Consider the following 19,955-nt stretch of genomic DNA (forward strand, 5'->3'; position numbering starts at 1 on the left):
GCGGCCAGCATGCGGGCCGATCAGCCCGCCACGGGGGCCCGCGCATGCACCTTGCGCGAAACCATGTAGCCCAGCACCAGCATGCCCAGCGCGGCCGCGGAAAACACCGGGGGCAGCCAGCCACGGTCCACGCTGAAGGCCACCACCAGTACGCCCGTGGACTGCCCCAGAAAGAGCAGGCTTGCAAACAGCGTGACGGCCGTGCCCCGTGCCTGCGGCGCCATCTGCGTGGCCTGCACCTGCAGCGTGTTGTGCAGCATGTAAAAGCCCAGCCCCGCCAGAAAACTGCCGAGCACCGCCCACGCCACGTCGGGCGCCCAGGCGAGCAGCAGCAAACCCAGCGCAATCTGCGAAGCCCCTGCCAGCGCCAGGCCCCGCTCGCCCAGCAGCGCCAGCCAGCGCCGTGCAAACACGCTGTACACCAGGCCACCCACGCCATACAGCACCATCACGCCGCCCGCCGCCGAAGCCGACAGCCCGAAGCCATCGACCATGCGGGCCGGCACAAAGGCCAGGGTGCCAAAGGCCAGCGCCCCTTCCAGGGCCACCACCGTGAGCACCCAGCGCACGCGCGGCATGCGCAGCAGCGCCGCAGTGCTGGCCATGTAGGCCGCCATGGAAAACGCAGCGGCAGCGGCGGTACTGGGCGAGGGGCCGTCGCGGTGCGTGTCGCCCGTTCGGGCATGGCGCAGCAGCAGCGCTGCGGCGGCAAAGAACATCACCGCCAGCACCCCGAACGCAGTGCGCCAGCCCAGCGTCTCGGTGGCGAAGCCCCCGAACCACTGGCCCGCCATCATGCCCGTCACCGTCGCGCCCATCAGGCGGGCCAGCGTCTCCTGCCGCTGCTCATATGCCACCTGGTCACCGATCCAGGCCATCGACAGCGGAATGATCCCGGCAGCCGCCGCCCCCATGGCCGCGCGTGACACCACCAGCACCGTGAAAGTGGGGGCCAGTGCCGTCAGCGCACTGAACAAGGCACAGGCTGCGGTGGCTGCAATGATGACGCGCACCTTGCCCAGCATATCGCCCAAGGGGCCATACACCAGTTGCAGCACGCCATAGGCTACGGCAAAGGCCGCGATGACAGCCGAGGCATCCCCCGTGGTGACCTGGAACTCCCGCGACAGCTCCACCAGCATCGGGTCGCACACCCGCATCGACGCCATGCTGCAAAAAGCAGCCAGGCCGACGAGGCGCAGCATCATGGAATGAGCGGGGGTCATGGCGGGCACCAGGGCGCCAGGGGGTGACGGAGCGGACGCAGCGCTGCGCGCCGTGTCGCCCTGATGGCTATCGCCGCACCTGCAGCGCGCCAGGGTTGACGATATTGGACGGCGTGCCCTTGATGAAATTCACCACGTTGTCAAACGCGGCCCCGAAATACAGCTCGTAGCTGTCTTGCTCCACATACCCGATGTGCGGCGTGCAGATGCAGTTCTCCAGCCGCAGCAGGGCGTGGCCCTGAAGAATGGGCTCGCTCTCGAAAACGTCAACCGCCGCCATGCCCGGCCGACCCCGGTTGAGCGCCGCAATCAGGGCGTCGGGCTCAATCAGCTCTGCCCGCGACGTATTGACGAGCAAGGCGGTGGGCTTCATGCACGAGAGGTCCTCCAGGGACACGACGCCACGCGTTTCCTCGGTCAGGCGCAGGTGCAGCGAAATCACGTCGCACTGCGAGAAAAACTCTTCCCGGGTGGTGGCCGCCTGGAAACCATCGGTGAGCGCCTGCGCCCGCGAGGCTTCGCGGCCCCACACGCGCACGTTCATGCCGAAAGCGCGCCCGTATCCGGCCACCAGCTGGCCGATCCGGCCATAGCCCCAGATGCCCAGTGTCTTGCCACGCAATACCGTGCCCAGACCGAAATTGGGGGGCATGGACGCCGTCTTGAGGCCCGACTGCTGCCACGCGCCGTGCTTGAGGTTGGAGATGTACTGGGGCAGCCTGCGCATCGCCGCCATGACCAGCGCCCACGTCAATTCGGCAGGCGCCACGGGCGATCCAACGCCTTCCGCCACCGCGATGCCGCGCTCTGTGCAGGCAGCCACGTCAATGTGGCTTCCCACTTTTCCGGTCTGCGCAATGAGCTTCAGGCGGGGCAGCTTTTCTACCAGCTGGCGGGTGATGTGGGTGCGTTCACGCACCAGCACGATGATGTCGGCGTCCTTCAGACGCACTGAAAGCTGGCCCAGCCCCTTGACCGTGTTGGTGTACACCTTGGCCGTGTAGGCATCGAGCCTGGAGGCGCAGTGAAGCTTGCGCACTGCATCCTGGTAGTCATCGAGAATCACGATATTCATGGCGGTATTGTGCCTTGGCAGGTTCTGCCCTCCCGGAGAGCAAGGCCTGTGCCACCATTTCAGAAAGCAGCGCCGCCTGCGCCCCCGGATGCCCCGTGGCCAGCGCGGGCCGGGCCCGGCTGGGTAAACTTCGCCCCCGGGCCGCGCACGCCACTGCGGCGTACCCGATGGAGTGCACACCTGGCCCGCTCACCCGCAGGCCGGGTTGCCGAGACAGGCAGCGGCGACCTCGCTGAACCGGATTTTTACCTTGGACACTACCCTTTCGCAGCAACCGTACAGCCCCTGGCGCATGTCCGTTGCGCCGATGATGGACTGGACGGACCGGCACTGCCGCTACTTTCACCGGCTGCTGACCCGCCAGACCCTGCTGTACACCGAGATGGTGAACGCGGGCGCCATCATCCACGGCGGCACCGAGCGCCACCTGCGCTTCAACGCTGAAGAGCACCCCGTGGCGCTGCAGCTGGGCGGCAATGAGCCCGACAAGCTGGCCGAAGCCGCGCGCCTGGGCGCGCAGTGGGGCTATGGCGAAATCAACCTCAATTGCGGCTGCCCCAGTGACCGCGTGCAGCGCGGCGCGTTCGGCGCCAGCCTGATGAAGTCGCCCCAGCTGGTGGCCGACTGCGTAAAGGCCATGAAGGACGTGGTGGATGTGCCCGTCACCGTCAAGCACCGCATTGGCATCGACAAGGTGGAGGACTATGGTTTTGTGCGCGACTTCATCGGCACCGTGGCCGACGCCGGGTGCTCCGTGTTCATCGTGCATGCGCGCAACGCCTGGCTGCAGGGTCTCTCGCCCAAGGAGAACCGCGACGTGCCGCCTCTGCGCTACGAGGTGGTGCACCGCCTGAAGGCCGAGTTTCCCCAGTTCACCATTGCGATCAACGGCGGCATCACCACGGATGCAGTGGTGCAGGAACAGCTCACACACCTGGACGGCGTGATGATTGGCCGCGAGGCCTACCACAACCCCTGGTGGCTGGCCCGCTGGGACCAGCTCTACTACGGCGGCGCCCCCTGCCCCCTGACCCGCGAAGAGGTGGAGGTGGCCATGGTCGAATACATGGAACGCGAAGCCGCCCAGTACGGCACGCCCTGGCCCCATATTGCCCGCCACATGCTGGGCCTGCGCCACAGCCTGCCCGGCGCCCGCATCTGGCGTCAGGTGTGGAGCAACCATCTGCTCAAGGACCGCCCCGCGCGGGAGGTGCATGCGCTGGCAGTGCAGTCGTATGCCCGCGACGTACCCGAACTGCAGGCCGGGCCCAGCCCCCAGGCTGCAGCGGTTAGCTGAGCCGGTCCAGCCACGCGGCCAGCGGCTCTGGCCGACCGAAGAGATAGCCCTGCAGGCAGTCGCACTGGCTGTTGATCAGGAAATCCGCCTGCGCGCGGGTCTCGACCCCCTCAGCCACCACCCGCAGTTTCAGGTGACGGGCCACCGACAGGATGGATTGCACGATGGCGGTGTCGTTGGGATCGTCCGGGGTGTCGTTCACAAAGCTCTTGTCGATCTTGAGCTCGTACAGCGGCAGCCGCTTGAGATAGGCCAGGCTGGAATAGCCCGTGCCAAAGTCGTCAATGGAAAACCGCACGCCCAGATTCACGATCTCGGTCATTCGGGCGATGGTGTCGTCCAGATTCTCGATGAGCAGGCTTTCCGTCACCTCCAGGATCAGGTGGGCGGGGTTGGCGCCGGTGTGGGCCAGGATGTGCCGAACGCGGTCCACAAAGTCGTCCTGGCGGAACTGCCGCTCGCTCACGTTGACAGACAGCGACAGCGTGCGCCCGCTGGCCTGCAGGCGGGCCAGGGTTTCGCAGGCCTGCTGGATCATCCAGTCGCCCATGCGCAGGATGAGCCCCGAGGCCTCGGCGATGGGAATAAACCGGTTGGGCGGTACATTGCCCCGCACCGGGTGGTTCCACCGCATCAGCAATTCGCCGCCCACCACGTTTGCGGCTGCGTCCACCTGGTTTTGCACGAACACCGCCAGCTGGCCTTCGGCGTGCGCATTTTTCAGGTCCTGCTCCAGGGCCAGCCGCTCCTGCACGTCGGCCTGCATGGCCGCTTCGTAAAAGCGGATACGGTTGCGGCCCAGGTCCTTGGCGCGGTACATGGCGGTGTCGGCCTCACGCAGCAGATCCTCGGCGTTTTCGCCCCGCTCGGGAAACAGCGTGATGCCGATACTGCCCGTGGTGCTGTACACGTGCGTGTCAATGGTGTACGGAGCCTCCAGCGACACGCGAATTTCCTCTGCCACCAGCAGCGCCGCGCGCCCTGCCGATTCCATATCGGATGCCACGTTGTTCACCAGGACCACAAACTCGTCGCCGCCCAGGCGTGCCACCGTGTCGCCGGGGCGCACCTGGCGCTTCAGGCGCTGCGCCACCTGCATCAGCAGCGCATCGCCCAAGGTATGCCCGCGGGCGTCGTTGATCTGCTTGAAGTTGTCGAGGTCGATGTACAGCACCGCACCCACATGGGCGGCCTTCAGCGCGCTCTGGAGCGCGTGCTCCATGCGGTCGAGCAGCATGCGCCGGTTGGGCAGCCCGGTAAGGGCGTCGAAGTACGCCAGCTGGTGCGTGCGCGCCTCGGCCTGCTTGCGTTCGGTAATGTCGCGCGAGAGCGCAATGAACCGGGGTTCACCATCCGGCTGGGCGCTTTGCTTGCGGGCAATGGACAACTCAAACCAGTGCGCCACGCCACCGACCTCCAGCCGGTACTGGTGACCTGCCGAGTAGCCCGTGTGGTGGGCAGCCTCCAGCGCCGCATGGCAACCCGCTGCCGCTTCCGGGGGCACCACCTCGGTGATCAAACGGCCCAGAAACATCTCGGGGGGCATGGTGAGCATGTCCATGCGTGCCGTACGGCAGTGGTGTATGCGTCCATGCACGTCCAGCTCGAAGAGCAGGTCGGGGATGGCGTTGAGCGTACTTTCCAGGTCGTCGCGCGTGGCCCGCAGCTCTGCCGTCATGCTGCGGGCAAGCGCCACCGCCCGCTCGCGCCCGGTCGCCAGCAGCCAGGCAAACCAGGCAAGAACCAGGCTCAATACGGTGCCCGCCAAGGCAACGGGGTGGTGGCCCACTACCTGGTAGCGCAGCGAAAAAGCGGGCAGGGGCGCCATCTGCAGCGTCCAGCGGCGCCCGCCGATATCGAGAACGCGCGTTGCCTGCAGCCCTCCTGATTCCAGCCCGGCAGCGTTGGGGGCGGTTTTGCTGAAGATGGGGGTATCGGATGCGCTGCGATCGGGCGTGCTGTCCAGAATCTGCAGGCCGATGTCCGCGTCGAACTCGCCGGACATGCCGCCCAACACATCGGCCATGCTGAACGGGGCGGACACCCACCCCGCAATGCCCGATCGCCTGCCCTCCAGGGTCTGGGTGTTGGCCGCAGGGTCATACATCGGGAGGTACATGACCAGCCCCGGACTGCCGTCCTGCATGAGGGTGATTGGCCCCGAAAGGGCCAGCTGCCCGGTATCGCGCGCGCGGTCCAGGGCCTCTTTGGCCACGGGAATGGTCAGCACGTCGAACCCCAGGGTCTTGAGGTTGTCGTCCTCCAGCGGCTCGATGTGGGTGATGGGGGCATACACCGCCCGCTCGCCTGCAGGCCGCACCGTGTAGCCCGCAAAGCCGCGTTGCTGCATGTCTTCAGTGTGCGCTGCAAGGGCAGATGCCGGCAGCCGCAGGATGAGCGACACGCCTCGCAGGCCCGGCCGTGTTTCACGCAGCTGCAGGGCCTCTACATAGGCCTGGAACTCCTCCCGGTCAATGCGCTCGGAGCCCTCGAAGTACCCCTTGACGCCCCGCAGCACCACCTGGTAGGTGGTCATCCGGTCCTTGAGGTTGTATGCAATCTGGTCGGCCGCCGTCTGGAAGTTCTGATCACGCTGGGCGAGCGCGTTGCGCTCCTCGCTTTGCCAGTACAGGAACGTCAGCCCCAGGGTCAACACGGCAATCAGCGGCGGAAGCACGCGGGCAAGCCAGCGGTGGCGCCCGGCATCCGGAACGGCGGCCGGGGGCACGGTAGCTTGGGCTGTCGCGCCGGAGTGCTCGGCGCCCTCGCGGGAGTAGGGTGTCATCGTTTGCTGGGTGCTGTCGCGCTCGCGGCTGCGAGGTCAAACTCTGGCAGTGGAAATACCGGGCCATTATGAGCACGATCCTGCCCTTCCCCGAAGAAGAACTTGCCCGCACCCCAGCAGTCTGAATGCGAAGGGTACTTTTTGCGCCCGCCGTTGGCTTGTATATGCTCTGGACTGCAACGGCGCCGAACTCTGACCCGCAACCCACCCTCCGCACCACACGACAAGACCCGGCATGGCATCGCTTGACTTTGACCTGGAAGCCACCCACTTTCGCACTTTCTATGGGCAGCACGCTGCATCGCTGGAGGCCGCCTGCACAGCCATCACGGCCATGGTGGCCGCGGCCGTGTCCGAGGTGGGGGGCGTCGATGTGGCAAAGGTCGAGGGTCGCGTGAAGGATGTGGACGAGTGCATCCGCAAGTTTGTGCGCAAGTACCGCCCGGCGCTGGAAGAAAGCAACACGCCCTACGACATCCAGAGCTACATCACCGACCTGATCGGCGTGCGGGTGGTGTGCCTGTATGAGGACGAACTGGAAAAAGTAGCCCAGATCGTGCGCGCGCGCTTTGCGGTGATCGATGTCACCGACAAGGTGACCGCCGTGGAGAGCACGGAGGCATCGTTTGGCTACAAGGGCCTGCACCTGGACCTCAAGCTCAGTGCAGCAGAACGGGACCTGCCCCAGCACGCCGCCTATGCGCATTGGCCGTTCGAGCTGCAGGTGCGCACCATCATCCAGGATTCATGGAGCGTTCTGGACCACAAGATCAAATACAAGAAGTCCATTCCAGGGCAGCTCAAGCGGCGCATCAACGTGCTTTCGGCCCTGTTTGAACTGGCCGACCGCGAATTTCGCCAGATCCGCGACGCCACGGCGGCCGAGCTGCTGCAGGCTCCGGATGAAACCGCAGAGCCGCTGCCGGATGCAGCGGTGGATATTCACCCCCATAGCCGGGCGACTTCGGGCAGCAGCGAGCTCAACGCCTTCACGTTCCTCAAGATCGCCACGCATTTCTTCAAGGATTTCGAGTTCGAGCCCAGCAAGGTGGACGGTTTTGTGGACGATATCCAGGTCTGGTCGCCCGGCATGACGCGCGCGCGCTTCAACAGCCTGATGCGCGAAACCATCGGCGTCGTCAAGCGCTACAAGCAGCATTTCGAGGAACTGAACCCTCTGGGCAGCTTCAACCCGTACACCGTGATCCGGCACTGCCTGTACCTCAGTAACAAGTCAGCCTTCCGTCCGGCCCTGAGAAACTCGGCACGCGAATCGTTTGAGGCCTGGCTGCAGGAACAGGGCGAACACAGATCGCAATAAATGGTCAAAAACGGTTCTGGCGCTTACCCAACAAGCGCCAACAGCTATATTACTTATAGCAAATTTCGAAGATGAACCGGTAGGCAACTCCTCAGGCTCGCGCATGGAACCTGTCGCCCATGCGACTTGCCATTGGTGGTTGTACTCCATGCGCTTGTTACCAAGTGCTGCTATATTGCACTGCAACATAACGGAGTTTCGCCCATGCTGTATCACATCTACGAAACCCAGCGCTCCCTGATGGAGCCCTTCACCGATTTCGCCCAGGCTGCTGCCAAGCTGTTCAGCAACCCGCTGTCCCCTTTCAGCGAGACGCCGCTCGCACAGCGCATGTCCGCCGGCTACGAGCTGCTGTACCGGCTCGGCAAGGACTATGAAAAGCCCGCTTTTGGCATCCACTCGGTGGATGTGGATGGTGTCGGCGTGGCAGTGCATGAGCGCATCGAAGTGGACAAACCATTTTGCGAATTGCGCCGCTTCAAGCGCTTTTCGGACGACCCCGCAACCCTGGGCAAGCTCAAGGTGCAGCCCGTGGTGCTGATCGTTGCCCCCTTGTCGGGCCACTACGCCACCCTGCTGCGCGACACTGTGCGCACCATGCTCAAGGACCACAAGGTCTACATCACCGACTGGAAGAACGCACGCCTGGTACCCTTGAGCGAAGGCGAGTTCCATCTGGACGACTATGTGAACTACGTGCAGGAGTTCATCCGCCACCTGCAGGGCACCTATGGCAACTGCCACGTCATCAGCGTGTGCCAGCCCACCGTGCCGGTGCTGGCGGCCGTATCGCTGATGGCCAGCCGGGGCGAGACCACACCCCTGAGCATGACCATGATGGGCGGCCCCATTGATGCACGCCGCTCCCCCACCGCCGTGAACAACCTGGCCACCAACCGCAGCTACGAGTGGTTCGAGAACAACGTCATCTACCGCGTGCCCGAGAACTTCCCCGGCGCGGGGCGGCGCGTGTACCCCGGCTTCCTGCAGTACACCGGCTTCGTGGCGATGAACCCCGACCGCCACGCCACCAGCCACTACGACTACTTCAAGGACCTCATCAAGGGCGACGATGCCAGCGCCGAGGCCCACCGCAAGTTCTACGACGAGTACAACGCCGTGCTCGACATGGACGCGGACTACTACCTGGAAACCATCCAGACCGTGTTCCAGGACTACAAACTGGTGAACGGAACCTGGGACGTGCGTTCCCCCGACGGCAAGCTGGAGCGCGTGCGGCCCCAGGACATCAGCACCACCGCCGTATTCACGGTAGAGGGCGAGCTCGATGACATCTCTGGCTCCGGCCAGACCCATGCAGCGCACGGCCTGTGCAGCGGCCTGGCAGACAGCGAGCAACGCCACCTGGAGGTCAAGGGCGCGGGCCACTATGGCATTTTCAGTGGCCGCCGTTGGCGCGAAGTTGTCTATCCCCAGGTGCGCAGTTTCATCCTCGAACACGACAAGCCGCAATCCAGAGCCGCCCTGCCCGTCGCCGAAACACCCGATGACAGCCCGCCCCGTCGTGCTGTGGCCCCCAGCGCGCGCCTGCAGGGCGCCAAGGCGGCCGCAAAACCGGCCGCAAAACCGGCCGCAAAACCGGCCGCAAAACCTGCTGCCAAACCGGTCGCGAAAAACACCGCCAAGGCAGACACAAAGCTTGCAGCCAAACCGGCAGCTGGCGTAGCCACACGCTGGGTGACGCCTGTGCCCGCCAGCAACGGGGCGGTCGATTCGGCTGCGCCCGCCGCTGCGGATCCGGCGCCAACGCCCAAAGGCTCGCCCTCCGCGGCAGCGCCCACCGCCAGCCGCCGCGCTGCGGCCCGCAAGGCTTGACCCCCCCCGACCCGACCATGGCTGCGCGCGCAGCCCTCTCGGAGCTGGCAGCACGGATTGACGCGGCCCTGCCGCAAACACAGTGCACGCGGTGTGGCTACCCCGACTGCGCGGCATACGCCCACGCGATTGCCGACGAGGGAGCGCCCATCAACCTGTGCCCACCGGGTGGCGCCGAGGGCATCGCCCGCCTGGCATCGATCACGGGGCAGGCGCCCCTGCCACTGAGCGCTGAACACGGAACAGAAGGCCCCAGGGCGGTCGCCTGGATCGATGAAGCGTGGTGTATTGGCTGCACGCTGTGCATCAAGGCCTGCCCCACCGATGCGATCGTGGGCTCAAACAAACAAATGCACACTGTCATCGAGCCCTATTGCACCGGGTGCGAGCTGTGCATCCCGGTCTGCCCCGTGGACTGCATCCAGCTCGACAACGTCAGCGGCTCGGCCACGGGGTGGACGGCATGGTCCAGCCCCCTGGCGCTGCAGGCCCGCCAGCGCTATCAGGCCCACCGGGAACGCGTACCGCTAACGCTGGTGGAGGAATCCGATGACGACCTGCCAGCCCCAGAAGGGGTACAGCAGGAGGCCGCCAGCGGCGCCGCTGCCCGGCAGGCCGTCATCGCTGCGGCCCTGGAACGCGCCCGCCAACGGCGGGCCGAAGGGCCGCGCTAAAAAAAGCTGGCGGCGTGGCCTGCCTGCACGCCCCGATCAGTTCCTGAACGCCAACGCTGCTCCACCCGGGAGCCCCAGCGAGTCCCGCTTACTTTGCGGCGAGCTTCTTATACACACCGCAGCCTGCGTAGAGGTCACCCACGCGGTGAACGTACGACATCTTGGTCTGCACCGCCCCCGTCGCGGGGTTCGTGATGTCGTATTCCACCCAGCCCGGCTCACGGTCTGCCTGGGCGACGATGTCGCTCACCAGCCGGTCGCCGGCAATGCCGGGAATATCCTGAACGCGGGTGCCCACCTTGGCGGGGTTGCCGCCGAACGCCAGGTAAGTGCCTGCCGTGTCGAGCACAAACACGTACATGTCGCGGTCGTGGTACGGCTGGTTTTTGTCCGTGATGCTTCTCAGGAACTGATCGCGCGATGTGCTCTTCGAGAGCGCTACGGCCCGGCCCACCAATGCCACGGCCTCCTCGGCCGTGCCTTGCTGCAGGCGGAAGGCAGACACCGCGTGCGACAGTGTGGAGGCACGGCTTTCGAGGGCCTCGGCCTGTTGCACCGCATGCCCCACCATCTGGGCGTTGTGCTGGGTGATCTGGTCCAGCTGCTGCACGGCGGCGCTGATCTCGCGCAGCCCGGTGCTCTGCTCTGCACTCGAGCCCGAGATCTCGCTCATGCTGGCAGCAACGCTCCGGATGCCTCCCGCCATGTCGGTGATCCCCTGGCCGGCCGAGCGGATGAGGCCGGCGCTGGTTTCCACCTGACTCACCGACGCTCCGATCAGTTCGCGGATTTCGTGCGCCGCATCACTGGACCTTTTCGCCAATGTACGCACTTCGGCAGCCACCACGGCAAACCCGCGGCCTTGCTCGCCCGCCCGGGCAGCCTCGACGGCGGCATTCAGGGCCAGGATATTGGTCTGGAAGGCAATGCTGTCGATCACACCGATGATTTCACTCATCCGGCGTGCGCCCTGCTGAATAGCCTCCACCGACTGCACCGCACGGGCCATGGCCTGTGCGCCCACCTCGGCGGCATCGCGCACCTGCGCGGCCCGGGCATCCGCACCCTGGGCGGTCTGCGCGTTGTTCTCCACGGCCGACGACAGCTGCTCCACGCTCGCTGCGGTCTGCTCCAGATTGGCAGCCTGCTGCTCGGTACGGTCGGCCAGGGAGCGGTTGCCCTCGGCAAGGCTTTGCCCGGCATGGGCCACCAAAGCCGCATTGCTGCGGATGTCGGCCACCATCGCGGAAAGCGTGATGACCATGCGGTCCAGCGACCGCGCCATATCGGCCACCTCGTCGTGCCCGAGGTCGCTGCGCGGTTGCGCGCGCAGGTCTCCTCCCTGGGTCATCACGATGGTGCGCGCCAACCCGGCCAGATCCGCCGAAAGACTCAGATGCAGCACCAGCAGCGCGTAAGCCACTGCCAACGCGCACAATGCGACGCCCCACCAGGGAGCGCCCAGGACAGCCGCAGCGAGGGCTGCAACCATGGCAAGGCCCAGCGAAATCAGCTTTCCGGGCAGATGCAGCCTGCGCATCCACCACAATCCCGGACGCAACGGTAGGAATCCTGACATCGTGTCTCCTCTTATCGTTTTACCAAATAACCAAATGTAAGCAACTGCACTTACGGCGGATTGACAGAAAACCGCAGCCAATGGCTGGCAAATGTCCCGCTCTGTCCCCACCGGAGCGCGCAGCCCCTCGCCCCACCCTGCCCCACCCTCTGCAGCGGGGCCATCACCCATAATGGCGCCCCATGAATCCCCTGCTTTCCCAACTCCAGCCTTACCCGTTCGAGCGCCTGCGGCAGCTGTTTGCAGGCATTACCCCGCCAGCGGCGTACAGCCCCGTCAGCCTGGGCATGGGCGAGCCCCGCCATCCTACCCCGCAGTTCATCAAGGATGCACTTTGTAACAACCTCGGCGGATTGGCAAGTTATCCCGCTACAGCCGGCGAACCCCGGCTGCGCGAGGCCTTCAGCGGCTGGCTCCACCGTCGCTACGCCGTGGCCGTGGACCCGGCAACGCAGGTGCTTCCCGTGAATGGGTCGCGGGAAGCGCTCTTTGCGTTTGCCCAGACCGTCATCGACGCATCGGGGGGCCAGCCACTGGTGGTGTGCCCCAATCCGTTCTATCAGATCTACGAAGGCGCGGCGCTGCTGTCAGGCGCCGCGCCCTACTACGCGCCCAGCGACCCGGCACGCAACTTCGCCGTGAACTGGGACACGGTGCCCGATACGGTGTGGCAACGCACACAGCTGCTGTTTGTGTGTTCGCCCGGCAACCCCACGGGTGCGGTGATGCCGCTGGTCGAATGGGAGAAGCTGTTCGAACTGAGCGATCGCCATGGTTTCGTGATCGCTTCGGACGAGTGCTACAGCGAAATCTACTTCCGCGACGAACCACCGCTGGGTGGCCTGCAGGCCGCCCGCCAGCTCGGCCGCAGCGACTACAAGAACCTCATCTCCTTCACCAGCCTCTCCAAGCGCAGCAACGTGCCGGGCATGCGCAGCGGCTTTGTCGCCGGGGACGCGGCCTTGATCAAGGCCTTCCTGCTGTACCGCACCTACCACGGCAGCGCCATGAGCCCCATCGTGCAGGCCGCCAGCATTGCCGCATGGAACGATGAGCAGCATGTGGTGGAAAACCGCGCGCTGTACCGCAAGAAGTTTGCCCAGGTCACGCCGCTGCTGGCGGGCGTGATGGATGTAGCGCTGCCGGATGCCGGTTTTTACCTCTGGGCCAAGGTTCCAGAGCAGCTCGCCATGGACGACGCCGAGTTCGCGCGTGCGCTGCTGGCTCAATACAATGTCACGGTGCTCCCTGGCAGCTACCTGGCGCGCGAGGCCCAGGGCAGCAACCCCGGCGCCCAGCGCGTGCGCATGGCCCTAGTGGCCGAAACCGAAGAGTGCGTGGAGGCTGCCTTGCGCATCGTGCAATTCATCCAGTCCCGTACGCCCTGATTTCCGATTCCTGATCCACAGACTGACAGACAACAACATGACCCAACAACTGCAAACCCTCATCGACAACGCCTGGGACAACCGCGCCAGCCTCTCGCCCGCCGCCGCACCCAAAGAGATACTGGACGCTGTCGAGCACGTGATCGCCGAGTTGAACAACGGCACGCTGCGCGTGGCCACGCGCGAAGGCGTGGGCCAGTGGACCGTGCACCAGTGGATCAAGAAGGCCGTGCTGCTGTCGTTCCGCCTCAAGGACAACGAAGTCGTCAAGGCCGGTGACCTGGGCTTTTACGACAAGGTGCAAACCAAGTTTGCCCACCTGACGGAAGAAGAAATGAAGGCCACCGGCGTGCGCGTGGTGCCCCCCGCCGTGGCCCGCCGTGGCAGTTTCATCGCCAAGGGCGCGATCCTGATGCCGTCGTACGTGAACATTGGCGCCTATGTGGGCGAAGGCACCATGGTGGACACCTGGGCCACCGTGGGCTCATGCGCGCAGATCGGGGCCAACGTGCACCTCTCTGGTGGCGTGGGCATCGGCGGCGTGCTGGAGCCCCTCCAGGCCGGCCCCACCATCATTGAAGACAACTGCTTTATCGGTGCCCGCTCCGAAGTGGTGGAAGGCGTGGTCGTCGAAGAAAACTCCGTGCTGGGCATGGGCGTGTACCTGGGCCAGAGCACCCCCATCTTCAACCGCGCCACGGGCGAGATTAGCTATGGCCGCGTACCCTCGGGCTCGGTGGTGGTCAGCGGCAACCTGCCCAAGACAGCCGCCAATGGCGCGCCCTACAGCATGTACGCTGCCATCATCGTCAAGCAGGTGGACGCGCAGACGCGCTCGAAGACCAGCATCAACGACCTGCTGCGCGACTGACCGTTTGCAGGCAGGGGGCGGGCGGCCGCGCCTGCCCGCCGAGACACCGACGACAGATACCGACACCAAGAGGGAAACACCATGAGCACGATGGAGCGGATTCTTCGCCTGATGAGCGAAAAGAAGGCATCAGACGTCTACCTGTCGGCCAATGCCCCGGCGCTGATCAAGATCAACGGCGAATGCATCCCGATCAACAACCAGATACTGCCACCCGACGCGCCGCGCAACCTGCTCTCCGAAGTGGTCCCCCCGGACCGCATCGAAGAACTGGAGGAGACCGGCGAGCTCAACATGGGCGTGCCGCTCAGTGGTGTGGGGCGTTTCCGTATCAGTGCCATGCGCCAGCGCGGCAGCTATGCGGTGGTGATCCGTTTCATCTCGCAGCAGATTCCCGAATTTGACTCGCTGGGCCTGCCCCCGGTCATGCGTGATCTGATCATGGAGAAACGCGGGCTGATCCTGATGGTGGGCGCCACCGGTTCAGGCAAGAGCACCTCGCTGGCGTCGATGATCGACACCCGCAACGAAGCGCTCACGGGCCACATCCTCACCATTGAAGACCCGGTCGAGTACCAGTTCAAGAACAAGAAGTCCATCGTCAACCAGCGCGAGATCGGCAGCGACACCCAGTCGCTGCAAACCGCCCTGAAAAACGCGCTGCGCCAAGCGCCAGACGTGATTCTGATCGGCGAAATCCGCGACCGCGAAACCATGTCGGCTGCCATTGCCTACGCCCAGTCGGGCCACCTGTGCCTGGCCACGCTGCACGGCAACAACAGCTACCACGCGCTCAATCGCATCTTGTCGTTCTATCCCGTCGAAGTGCGTCCGACCATGCTGGGCGACCTGGCATCCGCCATGAAGGCCATCATCTCGCAACGCCTGGTGCGCACCGTGGACGGCAGCCGAGCCCCGGCGGTGGAGGTCATGCTCAACACCAAGCTGGTGTCCGACCTGATCGAAAAAGGCGATTTCTCCGGCGTGAAGGAGTCGATGGAGAAATCCATGGCCGAAGGTTCTCAGACCTTTGAGGAAGCGCTGGCCAAGCTGATCATGGACTCCAGGATAGACCGCAAGGAAGGCATGGCTTACGCCGACTCGCCCACCAACTTGATGTGGCGCCTGCAGAACGACTTCTCCCTGGCCGCCAACGCAGCCAAGGCCCAGAAGGAAGCGCGCGACACCCCAGATGACGCGCCTTCATTTACCGAAATCGTGCTGGATGTTAAACCCGCGGCTTGAAATGCCCCTGAGCCGCCTCCTGCGGCGCCGCCCCCCTGGGTGCGACGCCCACGCTGCGGGGCGGCCCTTGCCAGGCGTCTCTCGCTCAGGCCGCGCTGGTACTGACGCATCACCCGATGATCACAGCTGATTGCTCACCCCCCATTCCCCCGAATCCCCATGTCCCGCACCCTGCACCTGGCTGAACAGCTCATCTCTCTGCCTTCCATCACCCCCGAAGATGCAGGCTGTCTGGATCTGCTGGCCGCGCGGCTGGCTCCACTCGGGTTTGTGTGCGAACGCCTGGACAGCGGGCCTGCGGATTTCCGGGTGAGCAATTTATGGGCAAAAAGGCCTGCAGCGCTTGCTGGTAAAGCGCAATCAGCTATCAAAACCATAGTATTCGCAGGCCACACCGATGTTGTGCCTACGGGCCCGTTGAACCAATGGAGCAGCGACCCGTTTGTACCCACCCACAAGGACGGCAAGCTTTATGGCCGTGGCGCCAGCGACATGAAAACCTCCATCGCCGCTTTCGTGGTGGCGGTGGAGGAGTTCCTGGCGGCCACGCCCGATCCACAGATGGAGCTGGCGTTTCTGCTGACCAGCGACGAGGAAGGCCCTTCGGTAGATGGCACCAAGGTCGTGGTCGAGCAACTCAAGGCCCGCGGCGAAAGGCTGGACTACTGCATCGTCGGTGAGCCCACGTCGGTGGAGAAAACCGGCGACATGATCAAGAACGGGCGGCGCGGCACTCTGAGCGGCAAGCTCACCGTGCGCGGCATCCAGGGGCACATTGCCTATCCGCAACTGGCCCGCAACCCCATTCACCAGGCCCTGCCAGCCCTCGCCGAATTGGCTGCCACCGTGTGGGACCAGGGCAATGCGTTTTTCCCACCCACCAGCTGGCAAATCAGCAACGTGCACGGCGGCACGGGTGCCACCAATGTGATCCCGGGCGAGGTCGTGATCGACTTCAACTTCCGCTTCTCGACGGAATCCACGGCCGAACGCCTGCAGCAGCGTGTGCATGCCGTGCTGGACCGCCATGGCCTGGAATACGACCTGCGCTGGACGCTGGGCGGCCAGCCGTTTTTGACAACCCCCGGCGAACTGGTGGACGCCGTGCAGCAGGCCATTGCCGCAGAGACCGGGCTGACCACCGAACTCTCCACCACGGGCGGCACGAGCGACGGCCGTTTCATCGCCCAGGTGTGCCCCCAGGTCATAGAACTCGGCCCCCCCAACGCCAGCATCCACAAGATCGACGAGCACATCGTCGTGGCCGACATCGAACCCCTCAAGAACATTTACCGCCGCACTCTGGAAAACCTGCATGCACAGGCTCTGGCGGCACGCGGGGTACCGGCATGAACGCACCCCAACACCCCCCCACGCTCGCGGGCGATACCGTGGGTGCCTTGGTCGAATCGGGTGCGCAGTGCCTTGCGGCGGCCGGTGTGTCGTTCGGCCATGGCACCACCAATGCCCACGACGAAGCCGCCTGGCTGGTGCTCTGGCGCCTGGGGCTACCGCTGGACAGCGATCTGTCAGATGCTCCAAATTCCATACAAAAACAGCCTGTAGAGCTCGCCGATCAAGCGCGAGTAGCTACACTTTTTGAAGAGCGCATCCGCACCCGCAAACCTGCCGCCTACCTCACCCAGGAGGCCTGGCTCCAGGGCGTGCCGTTCTACGTGGATGAACGCGCCATCGTGCCGCGCAGCTTCATTGCCGAGCTGCTGGTGGATGGCGGGGCCGACGAGTACCTGAGCGACCACACCCACCGGGTGCTGGACCTGTGCACCGGCAACGGCAGCCTGGCCGTGCTGGCCGCCATGGCCTGGCCCGAAGTGCAAGTGACCGGCGCTGACATCTCGCCCGACGCCCTGGCCGTGGCCCGTATCAACGTGGACAGACACGGCCTGCAAGACCGCATCGAGCTCCAGATCTCTGACGGGCTGAGTGCCCTGCCCGGCCCCTGGGACCTGATCCTGTGCAATCCGCCCTATGTGAACGCGGCCAGCATGGCCGTTTTGCCCGCAGAGTACCGTGCCGAACCCGAGCTGGCCCTGGCCGGAGGCAACGATGGCATGGACTTTGTGCGCCAGCTGTTTGCCGCTGCGCCGGCCTGCATGAGCGAGGACGCCGTGATCATTCTGGAGATCGGCAACGAGCGCGCGCACTTTGAAGCTGCCTTCCCCCAACTGCCGGTTTTCTGGCTGTATACCAGCGCGGGGGAAGACCAGGTTTTGCTGGTGACCCGGCAGGCGCTGGCCGCTCAAACCCGGCTCACGGCACAATAGAGGGTTGCGCGCCACTGCGTTGCTGCATCCGTGGCACGGATTGCGGCAGCCCTGGCCCCTGCTTTTTCTCACGCCACCCGCCCAGTGCGGGTGCGCTTTTTTCTGAGTTCCGGATGATCACCCTCAAGAACGTTACCCTGCGACGCGGCGCCAAAGTCGTGCTCGACAGCGTGTCCACCACCATCAACCCCGGCGAAAGCGTCGGCCTGGTGGGGCGCAATGGCGCGGGCAAGTCGAGCCTGTTTGCCTTGCTCAGCGGCAAGCTGCACGAAGACGGGGGAGATTTTTACATCCCCACCAGCTGGCGCATGGCGGAAGTCGCGCAGAACATGCCCGAGACCGACCAGTCGGCCACCGATTTCGTGCTGGAGGGCGACACCCGCCTGGCCGAAGTGCAGCAACAGCTGGTGGACGCCGAGGCCAGCGATGACGGCATGGCCATCGCCCATGCCTATTCGGACCTGCACGACGCTGGCGCACACGACGCCGTGGCACGCGCGCAGGCACTCATTCTGGGCCTGGGCTTTCGCGTGAGCGAGCTCGACCAGCCCGTCAACAGCTTCTCGGGCGGCTGGCGCATGCGCCTGCAACTGGCGCGCGCGCTGATGTGCCCCAGCGATTTGCTGCTGCTGGACGAGCCCACCAACCACTTGGACCTGGACGCCCTGGTCTGGCTCGAAGCCTGGCTCAAGCGCTACGCGGGCACCATGATCGTGATCAGCCATGACCGCGAGTTTCTGGACGCCATCACCAACGTCACCCTGCAAATCCAGCAAGGCGAGTTGAACCGTTACGGTGGCAACTACAGCAAGTTCGAAGAACTGCGTGCCCAGCAGCTTGAACTGCAACAGGCCAGCTTCTCCAAGCAGCAGGAGAAGATGGCCCATCTGCAAAAGTTCATTGACCGCTTCAAGGCCAAGGCCAGCAAGGCCAAGCAGGCGCAAAGCCGCGTCAAGCAGCTCGAACGCATGGAAAAGATTGGCCCCGTGCTGGCCGAGGCGGACTTCACCTTCGAGTTCAAGGAACCCGCCAACCTGCCCAACCCGATGCTGGCCATCAGCGATGCCTCGTTCGGCTATGTGGACGACGAGGGCGTGCCCACGACCATTCTCTCGGGCGTCAACCGCTCGGTGCTGGCGGGCCAGCGCATCGGCATTCTGGGTGCCAACGGCCAGGGCAAGTCCACGCTGGTCAAAACCATTGCCCGCACCATGAAGCCCCTGGGCGGCAGCGTGACCGAAGGCAAGGGCCTGAACATCGGCTACTTTGCCCAGCAGGAACTCGACGTGCTGCGCCCCAGCGAGAACCCGCTGGAGCACATGATCCGCCTGGCCAAGGAACTGGGCCCCGACGCCAAGCAACCCAGCCGCGAACAAGACCTGCGCAGCTATCTGGGCACGTTCAACTTCACGGGCGACATGGTCAAACAGGCCGTGGGCACCATGAGCGGCGGCGAGAAGGCGCGCCTGGTGCTGGCCATGATCGTGTGGCAGCGCCCCAACCTGCTGCTGCTCGACGAGCCCACCAACCACCTCGACTTGGCGACCCGCGAGGCCCTGGCCATGGCGCTCAACGACTTCGACGGCACCGTCATGCTGGTCAGCCACGACCGCTCGCTGCTGCGCTCGGTCTGCGAAGACTTCTGGATGGTGGGCCGGGGTGTGGTGGGCCCGTTCGATGGCGATCTGGACGACTACCAGCGCTATCTGCTCGAAGAGTCCAAACGCCTTCGCGAAGAGGCACGTTTGGCAGAGCAAACCCAGCCCCCGGTGACAGCCGGGGCCTCTGCCAAGGCAGTTGCAGCGGCTGCACCCGCTGCTGTCGCCGCGCCCGGCCCTGCGCAGACATCCACCCCGCCGGCACCGCGGGATGGCCGTGAACAGCGCAAGCTGGACGCCCAAGCGCGGCAGCAGCAGGCCGAAAAAACACGGCCGCTCAAGAAAGAGCTGGAACAGATCGACAAGCGCCTGGCTTTGCTGGCCACCGAGAGGGCAGCGCTGGAGCACAAACTCACGCAGACCCTGCCCCCAGCCGAGATCGCCGAATGCGGTCGCGCCCTGAAGGCGGGCCACGAAGAGACGGCGCAACTGGAAGACCGTTGGCTTGAAATTTCGACCGCGCTGGAAGAAATTTCGACAGCAGCGGTCAGCTAGAAATGTAATCGCATGTAATTGACTACATGATTTTTTGGGCTCTTTCGCTTATGCAGCAATGGTTTTTAGCTGCAATATTCATAGCGATTGCCGCCATGAATACCCGGGCACTTACGGTTGCATTTTTTTGCGAAACGCTGTCAACGGACCATTGATGGACCGCGTTGTTGGTACATCACAGGAGTTTTCCAGCATGAATACCACCGCAATCTTGTCCGCT

The 19,955-nt window shown here is 64.7% G+C and carries 14 protein-coding genes; 10 read left to right on the plus strand and 4 right to left on the minus strand.

Annotated features, from left to right (window positions below):
- Positions 1-20: 20 nt before the first annotated feature.
- Positions 21-1,226, minus strand: coding sequence for an MFS transporter (locus AAFF19_RS14250; RefSeq protein ID WP_342720426.1), 1,206 nt, complete (start codon positions 1,224-1,226; stop codon positions 21-23).
- Positions 1,227-1,293: 67 nt separating this feature from the next.
- Positions 1,294-2,301, minus strand: a complete 1,008-nt coding sequence (locus tag AAFF19_RS14255; RefSeq protein WP_008904298.1) for a D-2-hydroxyacid dehydrogenase family protein — start codon at positions 2,299-2,301, stop codon at positions 1,294-1,296.
- 250 nt (positions 2,302-2,551) lie between these two features.
- Between AAFF19_RS14255 and dusA the strand changes: the two genes are divergently transcribed.
- Complete coding sequence (gene dusA / locus AAFF19_RS14260; RefSeq protein ID WP_342720427.1) at positions 2,552-3,598, plus strand: tRNA dihydrouridine(20/20a) synthase DusA; 1,047 nt, start codon at positions 2,552-2,554, stop codon at positions 3,596-3,598.
- Here dusA and AAFF19_RS14265 read toward each other — a convergent pair.
- Positions 3,591-6,383: an EAL domain-containing protein gene (locus AAFF19_RS14265; RefSeq protein WP_342720428.1), complete on the minus strand. Its 2,793-nt coding sequence runs from the start codon at positions 6,381-6,383 to the stop codon at positions 3,591-3,593. The genes dusA and AAFF19_RS14265 overlap by 8 nt on opposite strands.
- A 235-nt stretch (positions 6,384-6,618) precedes the next feature.
- Between AAFF19_RS14265 and AAFF19_RS14270 the strand changes: the two genes are divergently transcribed.
- From AAFF19_RS14270 to AAFF19_RS14280, 3 genes are all read left to right on the plus strand, one after another.
- Positions 6,619-7,704 carry a (p)ppGpp synthetase gene (locus AAFF19_RS14270; RefSeq protein WP_342720429.1) on the plus strand — a complete coding sequence of 362 codons (1,086 nt, stop codon included), beginning with the start codon at positions 6,619-6,621 and terminating at the stop codon, positions 7,702-7,704.
- Positions 7,705-7,908: 204 nt separating this feature from the next.
- Positions 7,909-9,540: a polyhydroxyalkanoate depolymerase gene (phaZ, locus tag AAFF19_RS14275; protein WP_182118599.1), complete on the plus strand. Its 1,632-nt coding sequence runs from the start codon at positions 7,909-7,911 to the stop codon at positions 9,538-9,540.
- 17 nt (positions 9,541-9,557) lie between these two features.
- Entirely contained in the window at positions 9,558-10,214 is a 657-nt protein-coding gene (locus AAFF19_RS14280; RefSeq protein WP_008904293.1) for an RnfABCDGE type electron transport complex subunit B, read from the plus strand.
- 88 nt (positions 10,215-10,302) lie between these two features.
- On the opposite strand, the gene AAFF19_RS14285 is transcribed toward AAFF19_RS14280, so the two are convergent.
- Complete coding sequence (locus AAFF19_RS14285; RefSeq protein WP_034693678.1) at positions 10,303-11,793, minus strand: methyl-accepting chemotaxis protein; 1,491 nt, start codon at positions 11,791-11,793, stop codon at positions 10,303-10,305.
- Positions 11,794-11,975: 182 nt separating this feature from the next.
- Between AAFF19_RS14285 and dapC the strand changes: the two genes are divergently transcribed.
- The 6 genes from dapC to AAFF19_RS14315 all read left to right on the plus strand — a co-directional run bounded on the left by dapC (position 11,976) and on the right by AAFF19_RS14315 (position 19,735).
- Positions 11,976-13,181: a succinyldiaminopimelate transaminase gene (dapC, locus tag AAFF19_RS14290; protein WP_182118598.1), complete on the plus strand. Its 1,206-nt coding sequence runs from the start codon at positions 11,976-11,978 to the stop codon at positions 13,179-13,181.
- A gap of 37 nt (positions 13,182-13,218) precedes the next feature.
- The gene (gene dapD, locus AAFF19_RS14295; RefSeq protein WP_008904290.1) at positions 13,219-14,052 is read left to right on the plus strand and encodes a 2,3,4,5-tetrahydropyridine-2,6-dicarboxylate N-succinyltransferase; all 834 of its coding nucleotides are present in this window, start codon (positions 13,219-13,221) and stop codon (positions 14,050-14,052) included.
- An 81-nt stretch (positions 14,053-14,133) separates the two neighbouring features.
- Positions 14,134-15,297, plus strand: a complete 1,164-nt coding sequence (locus AAFF19_RS14300) for a PilT/PilU family type 4a pilus ATPase (protein ID WP_342720430.1) — start codon at positions 14,134-14,136, stop codon at positions 15,295-15,297.
- Between the two features lie 159 nt (positions 15,298-15,456).
- Positions 15,457-16,650: a succinyl-diaminopimelate desuccinylase gene (gene dapE, locus AAFF19_RS14305; protein ID WP_182118597.1), complete on the plus strand. Its 1,194-nt coding sequence runs from the start codon at positions 15,457-15,459 to the stop codon at positions 16,648-16,650.
- On the plus strand, positions 16,647-17,582 hold the full coding sequence (gene prmB / locus AAFF19_RS14310; protein ID WP_182118596.1) for a 50S ribosomal protein L3 N(5)-glutamine methyltransferase: 936 nt from the start codon (positions 16,647-16,649) through the stop codon (positions 17,580-17,582). Before dapE ends, prmB begins: the two co-directional genes overlap by 4 nt.
- A gap of 113 nt (positions 17,583-17,695) precedes the next feature.
- Positions 17,696-19,735, plus strand: a complete 2,040-nt coding sequence (locus tag AAFF19_RS14315) for an ATP-binding cassette domain-containing protein (protein ID WP_342720431.1) — start codon at positions 17,696-17,698, stop codon at positions 19,733-19,735.
- The last annotated feature ends 220 nt before the right edge of the window (positions 19,736-19,955 follow it).

The sequence above is a fragment of the Acidovorax sp. FHTAMBA genome (genome assembly GCF_038958875.1).
Taxonomy (GTDB): Bacteria; Pseudomonadota; Gammaproteobacteria; order Burkholderiales; family Burkholderiaceae_C; genus Acidovorax.

Bases quoted from the DNA above. Each gene is read 5' to 3' on its own strand.
- AAFF19_RS14280 (WP_008904293.1), top strand. From the start codon at position 9,558: ATGGCTGCGCGCGCAGCCCTCTCGGAGCTGGCAGCACGGATTGACGCG.
- dapC (WP_182118598.1), top strand. From the start codon at position 11,976: ATGAATCCCCTGCTTTCCCAACTCCAGCCTTACCCGTTCGAGCGCCTG.
- AAFF19_RS14270 (WP_342720429.1), top strand. From the start codon at position 6,619: ATGGCATCGCTTGACTTTGACCTGGAAGCCACCCACTTTCGCACTTTC.
- phaZ (WP_182118599.1), top strand. From the start codon at position 7,909: ATGCTGTATCACATCTACGAAACCCAGCGCTCCCTGATGGAGCCCTTC.
- dapD (WP_008904290.1), top strand. From the start codon at position 13,219: ATGACCCAACAACTGCAAACCCTCATCGACAACGCCTGGGACAACCGC.
- AAFF19_RS14255 (WP_008904298.1), bottom strand. From the start codon at position 2,301: ATGAATATCGTGATTCTCGATGACTACCAGGATGCAGTGCGCAAGCTT.
- AAFF19_RS14315 (WP_342720431.1), top strand. From the start codon at position 17,696: ATGATCACCCTCAAGAACGTTACCCTGCGACGCGGCGCCAAAGTCGTG.
- AAFF19_RS14250 (WP_342720426.1), bottom strand. From the start codon at position 1,226: ATGACCCCCGCTCATTCCATGATGCTGCGCCTCGTCGGCCTGGCTGCT.
- prmB (WP_182118596.1), top strand. From the start codon at position 16,647: ATGAACGCACCCCAACACCCCCCCACGCTCGCGGGCGATACCGTGGGT.
- AAFF19_RS14265 (WP_342720428.1), bottom strand. From the start codon at position 6,383: ATGACACCCTACTCCCGCGAGGGCGCCGAGCACTCCGGCGCGACAGCC.
- AAFF19_RS14285 (WP_034693678.1), bottom strand. From the start codon at position 11,793: ATGTCAGGATTCCTACCGTTGCGTCCGGGATTGTGGTGGATGCGCAGG.
- dapE (WP_182118597.1), top strand. From the start codon at position 15,457: ATGTCCCGCACCCTGCACCTGGCTGAACAGCTCATCTCTCTGCCTTCC.
- AAFF19_RS14300 (WP_342720430.1), top strand. From the start codon at position 14,134: ATGAGCACGATGGAGCGGATTCTTCGCCTGATGAGCGAAAAGAAGGCA.